The following is a 9,877-nucleotide window of genomic DNA, read 5'->3' on the forward strand; positions in this document are numbered from 1 at the left end:
GCCTAAAAAGGCGGCGATGGGGTTGATTACAAAATGAGCAATACGCTCGCGATCGGGGATGTCGAGGTGTCGGGTCGGGCGTGGATCGCGCCCATGACCGGCGTTTCGGACCTTCCATTCCGCAAGGCCGCTAGCAAGCTCGGGGCCGCCTATGTGGCGACGGAGATGGTGGCCTGCGCCGAGTTCTCCCGCGGCCGTCCCGACGTCGTGCGCCGCGCCGCCGTGGGCGAGGGCCTGCCCTTGATGGTGGTGCAACTGGTCGGTCGCGACCCGGTCCACATGGCGCGCGGCGCGATCCTGGCGGCCCAGGCCGGCGCCCAGATCATCGACCTCAACTTCGGCTGCCCGGCCAAGGAGGTCACCGGCGGCGCCCAGTCGGGCTCGGCCCTGATGCGCGAACCGGCCCTGGCGGAGGCCCTGATCGCCGCCGCCGTGGACGCCGTGGACGTGCCCGTCACCGTCAAGATGCGCCTGGGCTGGGACGACGCCTCCCGGAACGCGCCGGAGATCGCCGCCATGGCGGAGGCCCGCGGCGCCAAGGCCGTCACCATCCACGGCCGCACCCGTAGCCAGTTCTACAAGGGCGTCGCCGACTGGTCGGCCGTCCGCGACGTGAAGAACGCCGTCTCCATCCCGGTGATCGTCAACGGCGACATCGTCGATGGCGCGACCGCCCGCGAGGCGCTGGCCCAGTCCGGCGCCGACGGCGTCATGGTGGGCCGCGGTGTCTATGGCCGGCCCTGGGTCGCCACTCAGATCGAGACCGAGCTCAATGGCGGGACCTTTGTCCAGCCTGACGCCGAGGCCCGGCTTGCCATCGCCCTGGAGCACTTCCGGGACAGTCTGAATTTCTACGGCGACCGCCTGGGCCTGCGGATCTTCCGCAAGCACCTGGCGTCCTATGTCGATAACGCGCCTTGGCCCATGCAGGTCGAGGCCAGGCAGAGCGCCCGTTCGGCGCTCTGCCGCCTGGAGGATCCCGCCCTGGTCGAGGAAGGCCTGATCGCGCTCTGGCGCGATCCTCAAACGAGATTGGCGGCATGAACAGTCGAACACGGGCCGCGAACAGCGGCGTCAACCTGGATGTCCTGAAGGCTGCGGCCTTCGACCTCTCCCCCGAACCGGCCCTGGTGGTGAACGCCGACGGCGCCCTGGTCGCGGTCAACGAGGCGGCCGAGGCCCTGTTCGGCCAGGGGCTCAGCCTGCTGACCCGGGGCCGCTTCGGCGCGGCTCTGCCGGAGGGCTCGGCCCTGGTCTCCCTGCTCAACCGGGCCCTGGAGGAGGACGCTCCGGTTCGCGAGCGCGGGGTGGAGATCAGCCTGTTCGGCCATCCCTCCTTCGAGGCCGACGGCGCCGCCGCGCCCCTGGGCGACGGTTCGGTGCTGCTGACCCTGCACGTCAAGGGCGGCGCCCTGGGCGGCGAGCGCACTGGGGCCGAGGCCGCGGGCCTGCGCACCATCGTGGGCCTGGGCCGCATGCTGGCCCATGAGATCAAGAACCCGCTGATGGGCATCCGCGGCGCGGCGCAACTTCTGAAGGCCGGCGCCAAGGCCGAGGACACCCCGCTCGCCCAGCTGATCGTCGACGAGACCGACCGTGTCCGCCGCCTGGTGGACCGGATGGAGGCCTTCTCCGACGACGCCTTGCCGGTTTGTTCGCCCATCAATATCCACCAGGTGCTGGACCGCGTCCGCGCGCTCGCCGTCAACGGCTTTGCCGACGGCCTGGTGCTGAAGGACCTCTACGACCCCTCCCTGCCGCTGACCTATGGCGACGAGGACCAACTGATCCAGATCTTCCTGAACCTGGTGAAGAACGCCTCGGAGGCCGCCCACAGCCGCGGCGACAATCGCGGCGAGGTCACCATCCATACCGCCTACCGGCATGGCGTCCGGGTCCGGGCCGCCAAGGGCCAGGCCCTGCGCGGCGCGCCCCTGGAGATCCGCATCCAGGACAACGGCCCGGGCATTCCCGCCCACCTGCGCGAGAGCCTGTTCCAGCCCTTCGTCACCACCAAGGTCAACGGCGCGGGCCTCGGCCTGGCCCTGGTCTCCAAGCTGGTCTCCGGACACGGCGGCCTGATCGATTTCGAGTCCGAGCCGGGCCGCACGACCTTCCGCGTGCTGCTTCCCATCGCATCTGAAGAGGACGTCTCGGCATGAACGCGATCGCCAACGCCAACAAGAAGATCCTGATCGCCGATGACGACTCCTCGATCCGTCTGGTTCTCAGCCAGGCCTTCACCCGTCTCGGCTATCAGGTTCGCGCCACCGGCAACGCCACGACCCTGCTGAAATGGGTGTCGGACGGGGAAGGGGACCTCGTCGTCACCGACGTGATGATGCCCGACGAGAACGTCTTCGACGTGCTGCCGCGCATCCGCAAGGACCGCCCCAAGCTGCCCGTCATCGTGATGAGCGCCCAGAACACCCTGCTGACGGCGGTCAACGCCGCCGAGGTGGGCGCCTTCGACTACATCTCCAAGCCCTTCGACCTGGACGACATGACCTCGGCCGCGCGCCGGGCCTTGGCCAAGCCCGCGGACTCCGAGGCCTCCAAGGCCCAGGCCCGCGCCGTGCGGGACGAGCGCCTGCCGCTGATCGGCCGCTCGGGGCCGATGCAGGACGTCTACCGCACCATCGCCCGCCTGGTGGGGGCCGACCTGACCGTGCTGATCCTGGGCGAATCGGGCACCGGCAAGGAGCTGGTGGCCCGGGCCCTGCACGAGATGGGACGCCGCAAGGACGGCAAGTTCGTGGTCATCAACCTGGCCGCCGTGCCGCGTGAGCGGGTGGAGACCGAGCTGTTCGGCCGCGAGGACGGCGACCATGGCAAGCTGGTGGAGGCCGATGGCGGCACCCTGTTCCTGGACGAGATCGGCGACATGCCGCTGGACGCCCAGACCCGCCTGCTGCGCGTGATCGACGGTTCGGAACCGGCGCTCAATCCCAAGACCGGCCGCCGGCCCAATGTGCGGATCATCGCCGCCACCAACCGCGATCTGCGCGGCCTCATCCAGCAGGGCCTGTTCCGCGAGGACCTGTTCTTCCGGCTCAATGTCGCCCCCCTGCGCCTGCCGCCGCTGCGTGACCGGGTGGAGGACATCCCGGACTTAGCGCGGGCCTTCCTGCTGCGGGCCAACCGCGAGGGCCTGCCCTCCAAGACCATCGACGCCGCGGCCCTGGAGCGCCTGAAGCTGCACTTCTGGCCGGGCAACGTCCGCGAGCTGGAAAACCTGATCCGCCGCATCTGCGCCCTCTACGCGGAGGAGTTGATCAGCGCCCGCATCGTCGAGCGCGAACTGGCCGACCAGCAGCCCCAGGTCCAGGGGCAGGAGGGGCCGGTCACCCTGGCCACCTTGGTGGAGCGCCACCTCGGCGGATACTTCGCCGAGCAGCCGGACGGCCTGCCGCCCGCGGGGCTCTACGACCGGGTTCTCGAGGAGATCGAACGCCCGCTGATCCAGCTCACCCTGACGGCGACTCGGGGCAATCAGGTCCGCGCCGCCGAGATTCTCGGTCTCAACCGCAACACCCTGCGCAAGAAGATCCAGGACCTCGGGGTGGAGATGGCGCGCGGACGCCGCTGAGGCCCGGCTTCCTGACGCGGATGTGAAGCATTCTCGCAACAACCTGTTGAGTTGGGGGCACAGTTCCGCCTAGGGTCGCCGCGTTATGGCGTCCCTGACCCACGACGGCGAGAATCCTCGAGCGCCGGCCGCGCGGCTGTGGCGGGCGATACAGTCACGCTATGTGCTTGGCGGGGGCTATGCGCTGGCCCTGCTGCTGACCGGCGTGGCCATCCTGCTGGCCGCCTCGCCTCCCGAAACCGGCCCCCTGGCGCCGGCCAGCAAGAACATCCTGGTGCTGCTGGGCTTCAACCTGGTGCTGATCCTCGGCCTGGCCGGGATCATGGGCGCGCGGCTGGTGGCCCTGCTGGACGCTCGCTCCATGGACGCCGGCGCCCGCCTGCATCTGAGGTTCGTGGCCCTGTTCGCCCTGGCCGCGGTGGCGCCGGCCGTGGTGGTGGCGCTGTTCTACGGCGTCCTGGTCAATCGCGGGGTGGAGAACTGGTTCTCCGAACGGGTGCAGACTGTGGTGGAGAACTCCGCGACGGTGGCGAGGTCCTATGTGGAGGATCAGAAGCGCTATATCGGCGACCACGTGACCCTGATGGCCGTGGACCTGAACCGCGCCGCTCCGGCCCTGCAGTCGAGTCCCATCACCTTCAGCCACTTCCTGGCCTACCAGGCCTCATACCACGCCTTCCCGGCGGCCTATCTCATCGACCGCGAGGGCCGGGTCCTGGCCCGCGCCGAGGCCGGCGACGCCCCGGCCTATGTCACGCCCCCGGATTCCAGCTTCAAGGCCGCCGACGAGGGCGACATCTCGGTGCCGGCCTTCGATTCGGCCGACCTGATGCGGGCGGTCTACAAGCTGTCGGCCTATCCCGACGCCTATCTCTACGTGGCCCGGCCGGTGGAGAAGGGGATCATCAACCACCTCACCGACGCCGACGCCTCCCTGGTCTCCTATCGCGAGGCCGCCCAGAGCCGGCAGCGGATTCAGGCGGTCTTCGCCCTGTCCTACATGGAGACCGCCCTGCTGGTGCTGGTGGGGGCGGTCTGGTTGGGTATGGCCGCGGCCAACGCCATCTCAGGACCTGTGGGCCGGCTGGTGCAGGCCGCGGGCCGGGTGGCCGGCGGCGACCTGACGGCGCGCGTGGATGCTGAGAACGATCCTGATGAGATCGCGGTTTTATCCCGCGCCTTCAACAGCATGACACATGATCTTCAGGTCCAGCAGGCCGCCCTGCAGCGGGCCCGGGACGAGGCCGACCAGGACCGTCAGTTCATAGAAACCGTCCTGGCCGAGGTCTCGGCCGGGGTCATCGGCCTGGATTCCGAGGGCCGCATCTCGGCGGCCAACCGCCAGGCCAGCGAGCTGCTGGGTCTGGACGACGCTCCGATACGGGGCCGCAAGCTGGTGGAGATCGCGCCGGAGTTCGCGACCATCGCCGACAATGCCCGCAAGGCCGGCGAGGCCGAGGAAGAGGTGGACGTCGAGCGCGAGCGCGAGACCCGCCGCCTGCGGGTGCGCGCCAGCCGCAGCGAGAGCGGCCTGGTCCTGACCTTCGACGACATCACCCGCCTGGTTTCGGCCCAGCGGAACGCGGCCTGGCGCGACGTGGCCCGCCGAATCGCCCACGAGATCAAGAACCCGCTCACCCCCATCCAGCTCTCGGCCGAGCGCTTGCAGCGCAAGTTCCGCAAGGGGGTGGCCGCCGAGGACCTGGAGATCTTCGACCGCTGTACCGACACCATCGTGCGCCAGGTGGGGGACATCGGCCGGATGGTGGACGAGTTCTCCGCATTCGCCCGCATGCCCGCGCCGAAGTTCGCCGAGCAGGACCTGGTGGAGCTGCTGCGGGCCGGGGTCTTCGCCCAGCGGGTGGCCACCCCCGACATCGAGATCGACCTGGTGGAGCCGCTGCCCGCCACCACCCTGATGGCCGATGGCCGCATGCTGGCCCAGGCCCTGACCAACATCCTGAAGAACGCCTCGGAGGCCGTGGCCGCCCGGGTGGCCGACCAGCCCGAACCCCAGGGCCGGATCGTCGCCGAACTGATCTCCGACGGGAACGGCGTCTGCGTCGCCATCGAGGACAATGGGGTGGGCCTGCCCGAGAAGGACCGCGATCGCCTGACCGAGCCCTATGTGACGACCCGCGAGAAGGGCACGGGCCTTGGTCTGGCCATCGTCAAGCGGATCCTCGAGGACCACGGCGGCGAACTGATTCTGACCGATGCGAAGCGCGGACGCGGCGCGCGCGCGCTTCTGAAACTTCCGACGACGGCGCGGGTGAGCGCCGTCACCGACGATCACGGCTTAGAGGTGACCAATGGCGGCTGATGTTCTGGTAGTCGACGATGAGGCGGACATCCGCGAGCTGGTGGCCGGCATCCTGTCGGACGAAGGCTATGCGGTGCGCACGGCCAACGACTCGGAGTCGGCGCTGGCCGCCATCCGGGCCCGCAAGCCGGCCCTGTTGATCCTCGACATCTGGATGCAGGGCGGGGGGATGGACGGCCTGGAGTTGCTGGACATGCTCCGCACCCTGGACGCCGACATCCCGGTGATCATGATCTCCGGCCACGGCAACATCGAGACCGCGGTCAGCGCCATCAAGCGCGGCGCCTACGAATTCCTGGAAAAGCCCTTCAAGTCCGACAAGCTGCTGCTGACGGTGGAGCGGGCCCTGGAGGCCACCAGCCTCAAGCGCGAGAACCGCCGGCTGCGGACCCAGGCCATCATGCCCGACGGCCTGGTGGGCAGGTCCATGGCCACCCAACAGCTGCGCAGCCTGATTCCGAAACTTGCCGGAGCCAACAGCCGCGTCCTGATCGCCGGCCCTCCCGGCGCTGGCAAGGAGACCGTGGCCCGCATGATCCACGCGGCCAGCCCCCGGGCCAAGGCCGAGTTCGTGGTGATCAGCGCCGCCGGAATGACCCCGGAACGCATGGACCTGGAGTTGTTCGGCGAGGAGGCGGAGAACGGCCGCCCGGCCAAGATCGGCGTCTTCGAGCGCGCCCACACGGGCACCCTCTATCTGGACGAAGTGGCCGACATGCCCTTCGAGACCCAGAGCCGCATCCTGCGCGTGCTGGTGGAGCAGAGGTTCCGCCGGGTGGGCGGGGACAATGATGTCCAGGTAGACGTCCGCGTGGTCTCCTCCACCTCGCGGGACCTGCGCGAGGAGATCGCCGCGGGACGCTTCCGGGAGGACCTGTTCCATCGTCTCAACGTGGTGCCGGTGACGGTGCCGGGCCTGGCCGAGCATCGGGAGGATATCCCCGAGCTGGTGGACTACTTCATCCAGCGCATCTGCGAGGCCACCGGCATGCCGCGCCGCCGGCTGGCCGACGACGCGCTCGCCACCTTGCAGGTCAAGGCCTGGCCGGGGAACCTGCGCCAGCTGCGCAACAATGTGGAGCGGATGCTGATCCTGGCCTCGGGCGATCCCAATGAGGCGATCAGCGCCGACATGCTGCCGGGGGATTCATCTCCGTCGGACCAGGGGTCGTCCCTCGGCGCCGACCGGATCATCGCCCTACCGCTGCGGGAGGCCCGCGAGGTGTTCGAGCGGGAGTACCTGAACGCCCAGATGCTGCGGTTCTCCGGCAACATCTCGCGCACCGCGGCCTTCATCGGCATGGAGCGCTCGGCCCTGCACCGCAAACTGAAGTCGCTGGGCCTGTCCGGCGCCCGCCCCGTGGAAGAAGAGGACGCCTGATGGGACTGCTACGCCAAGGCTTCGCAGGCCGCATCCACAATCCTTTGAAGCTCACGAAGGGAGCGAAATAGGATGGGCCGCATCGCCTATGTGAACGGGCGCTTTTCGCGCCATGCCGACGCCGTGGTCCACATCGAGGACCGGGGCTATCAGCTGGCCGACGCGGTCTATGAGGTCTGGTCGCTGTTCGACGGCAAGCTCGCCGATCCGGAGGGGCATTTCGCCCGCCTGGAGCGCAGCCTCGGCGAGTTGAAGATCGTCATGCCCATGAGCCGCCGCGCCCTGACCATGGTTCTGAAGGAGACGGTGCGGCAGAACCGCATCCGTGAAGGCATGGTCTATCTGCAGGTCGGTCGCGGCGTGGCGCCGCGCGACCACGCCTTCCCCCATCCCGACACCCCGCCCAGCATCGTGATCACCGTCAAGGCGGTGGACCGGGGCGCGACCGAGGCCAAGGCGGCCAAGGGCGTTTCGGTGATCACCCTGCCGGAGAACCGCTGGGGGCGGTGCGACATAAAGACCGTGGGTCTGCTGCCCAACGCCATGGCCAAGCAGGCGGCCAAGGAGCGCGGGGCGGCCGAGGCCTGGTTCGTCGATGAGATGGGTCTGGTGACCGAGGGCGCGTCCTCCAACGCCTGGATCATCGACGCCGACGGGACCGTGCGGACCCGCGCCACCAACGCCAACATCCTGCGTGGCGTCACCCGTTACAGCCTGCTGGACATCCTGAGGGAGCAGGGGATGAAGGTCGATGAACGCCCCTTCACCCCCGACGAGGCCAAAGCGGCCAAGGAGGCCTTCATCACCGGCGCCGGGGCCCTGGTCCTGCCCGTGGTGGCCGTCGATGGGGCGCCGGTGGGCGATGGAACCGTCGGTCCGGTGGCGATGAAGCTCCGGAGCCTCTATATCGAGCGTGCGCGAGCAACTGCGATCTGAGGCCAACGGCGCGATTGCGCCGGTCACAGAGAGGGGTCTAGCGTCCAACTTGTGTGTGGCGACCGGTTTGCGGACGCCGATCCAAAACAAAGGGCGAAAAGCCATGTCGAACGAAAAGAAACAAAACCTGCAGGACACGTTCCTGAACAGCGTGCGCAAGTCGAAGACGCCGCTGACCATCTTCCTGGTGAACGGCGTCAAGCTGCAGGGTGTGGTGAGCTGGTTCGACAATTTCTGCGTGCTTCTCCGTCGCGACGGCCAGTCACAGCTGGTCTACAAGCATGCCATCTCGACCATCATGCCGGCGCAGCCCGTGCAGCTGTATGAGCCGGCGGAAGACGAGGCCGATTGAGTTCAAAATCCATAGATCGCGAGGCGCCTGCCCAGCAGGCCATCGTCATCCACCCCGCCCGTGATGAGCGGGGCACGTCCCGGACCGCCGAGGGGCGGCTGGAGGAGGCTGTCGGCCTGGCCCAGGCTCTCGACCTGGAGATCTGCGACGCCTTCGTCGCGCCGTTGCGCAAACGCGTGCCCGCGACCCTGTTCGGCAAGGGCAAGGTCGAGGAGATCGGCAAGCTGCTGGAGGACGCCGAGGCCGATGTCGCGGTGATCGACGACGCCCTGAGTCCGGTCCAGCAGCGGAACCTGGAGAAGACCTGGAAGGTCAAGGTCATCGACCGGACCGGCCTGATCCTGGAGATCTTCGCCCGCCGGGCGCGGACCCGCGAGGGCCGCCTGCAGGTGGAGCTGGCTAGGCTCTCCTACGAGAAGTCGCGCCTGGTCCGCACCTGGACCCACCTGGAACGTCAGCGCGGCGGGGCCGGGGTGATGGGCGGGCCTGGTGAGACCCAGATCGAGACCGACCGCCGGCTGATCGCCGACAAGATCGTCAAGCTGAAGAAGGACCTGCTGGAGGTGCGTCGCACCCGGGACCTGCAGCGGGGCGCACGGCAGCGGCATCCGTACCCGTCGGTGGCCCTGGTGGGCTACACCAACGCCGGCAAGTCGACCCTGTTCAACCGCCTGACCAAGGCCGAGGTGGTGGCCGAGGACATGCTGTTCGCCACCCTGGATCCAACCATCCGGATGCTGGACCTGCCCGATGGGCGGCCCGCCATCCTGTCGGACACCGTCGGCTTCATCTCCGAACTGCCCCACGAACTAGTGGAGGCCTTCCGCGCCACCCTGGAGGAGGTGAAGGAGGCCGACGTAATCCTGCACGTGCGCGACATCTCCAGCGAGGAGACCGACGCCCAGGCCCAGGACGTGCGCACCGTGCTCTCACGCCTCGGCGTGGACATGGAGGAGCGCCGCCTGATCGAGGTCTGGAACAAGGTCGATCTGGTGGAGCCCGAGGCTCGCGAGCGCCTGATCGGCGACGCGCGCCGGGCCCATCCCCCGGCGGTCACGGTCTCAGCCGTCACCGGCGAGGGCTGCGACGAGCTGCTGGCCATGGTCGCTGAGATGGTGGACGAGGCGCCGGCGGTGGAGATCGTGGCCCCACCCAGCCAGGGCGCGGCGGTGGCCTGGCTCTATCGCCATGGCCGGGTGATGGAACGCGCCACCGAGGACGACGGTGGCACGCGCCTTGCTGTCAAGCTGAGCGCCCAGGCCCTGGGCCAGTTCGAACAACTCTTCCCGCAGGCCC

General features: G+C 68.8%; 8 protein-coding genes. All 8 read left to right on the forward strand.

Annotated elements, in window-relative coordinates; genetic code table 11:
• The first annotated feature begins 33 nt into the window (after positions 1–33).
• Entirely contained in the window at positions 34–1,044 is a 1,011-nt protein-coding gene (gene dusB, locus Q7T09_RS18385) for a tRNA dihydrouridine synthase DusB (RefSeq protein WP_304701653.1), read from the forward strand.
• On the forward strand, positions 1,041–2,162 hold the full coding sequence (locus Q7T09_RS18390) for a nitrogen regulation protein NR(II) (protein ID WP_304701654.1): 1,122 nt from the start codon (positions 1,041–1,043) through the stop codon (positions 2,160–2,162). The genes dusB and Q7T09_RS18390 overlap by 4 nt, the downstream gene beginning before the upstream one ends.
• Positions 2,159–3,589, forward strand: coding sequence for a sigma 54-interacting transcriptional regulator (locus Q7T09_RS18395; RefSeq protein WP_304701655.1), 1,431 nt, complete (start codon positions 2,159–2,161; stop codon positions 3,587–3,589). The genes Q7T09_RS18390 and Q7T09_RS18395 overlap by 4 nt, the downstream gene beginning before the upstream one ends.
• A gap of 85 nt (positions 3,590–3,674) precedes the next feature.
• Positions 3,675–5,912, forward strand: a complete 2,238-nt coding sequence (locus Q7T09_RS18400) for a PAS domain-containing sensor histidine kinase (RefSeq protein ID WP_304701656.1) — start codon at positions 3,675–3,677, stop codon at positions 5,910–5,912.
• Positions 5,902–7,293: a sigma-54 dependent transcriptional regulator gene (locus Q7T09_RS18405; RefSeq protein WP_304701657.1), complete on the forward strand. Its 1,392-nt coding sequence runs from the start codon at positions 5,902–5,904 to the stop codon at positions 7,291–7,293. Before Q7T09_RS18400 ends, Q7T09_RS18405 begins: the two co-directional genes overlap by 11 nt.
• 72 nt (positions 7,294–7,365) lie before the next feature.
• A complete protein-coding gene (locus Q7T09_RS18410) occupies positions 7,366–8,229 on the forward strand; it encodes a D-amino-acid transaminase (RefSeq protein WP_304701658.1) in 864 nt (287 codons plus the stop codon).
• A gap of 103 nt (positions 8,230–8,332) precedes the next feature.
• On the forward strand, positions 8,333–8,581 hold the full coding sequence (gene hfq, locus Q7T09_RS18415; RefSeq protein WP_215340521.1) for an RNA chaperone Hfq: 249 nt from the start codon (positions 8,333–8,335) through the stop codon (positions 8,579–8,581).
• On the forward strand, positions 8,578–9,877 hold a 1,300-nt coding region (gene hflX, locus Q7T09_RS18420), incomplete at its 3' end, for a GTPase HflX (protein ID WP_304701659.1). The genes hfq and hflX, both read left to right, overlap by 4 nt.

The organism is Phenylobacterium sp. (assembly GCF_030645195.1).
Lineage (GTDB): Bacteria > Pseudomonadota > Alphaproteobacteria > Caulobacterales > Caulobacteraceae > Phenylobacterium.

What these genes read in the sequence shown, in the direction of transcription:
- Q7T09_RS18400 (WP_304701656.1), top strand. Translation starts at nt 3,675, where the DNA reads ATGGCGTCCCTGACCCACGACGGCGAGAATCCTCGAGCGCCGGCCGCG.
- Q7T09_RS18390 (WP_304701654.1), top strand. Translation starts at nt 1,041, where the DNA reads ATGAACAGTCGAACACGGGCCGCGAACAGCGGCGTCAACCTGGATGTC.
- dusB (WP_304701653.1), top strand. Translation starts at nt 34, where the DNA reads ATGAGCAATACGCTCGCGATCGGGGATGTCGAGGTGTCGGGTCGGGCG.
- Q7T09_RS18405 (WP_304701657.1), top strand. Translation starts at nt 5,902, where the DNA reads ATGGCGGCTGATGTTCTGGTAGTCGACGATGAGGCGGACATCCGCGAG.
- Q7T09_RS18410 (WP_304701658.1), top strand. Translation starts at nt 7,366, where the DNA reads ATGGGCCGCATCGCCTATGTGAACGGGCGCTTTTCGCGCCATGCCGAC.
- hfq (WP_215340521.1), top strand. Translation starts at nt 8,333, where the DNA reads ATGTCGAACGAAAAGAAACAAAACCTGCAGGACACGTTCCTGAACAGC.
- Q7T09_RS18395 (WP_304701655.1), top strand. Translation starts at nt 2,159, where the DNA reads ATGAACGCGATCGCCAACGCCAACAAGAAGATCCTGATCGCCGATGAC.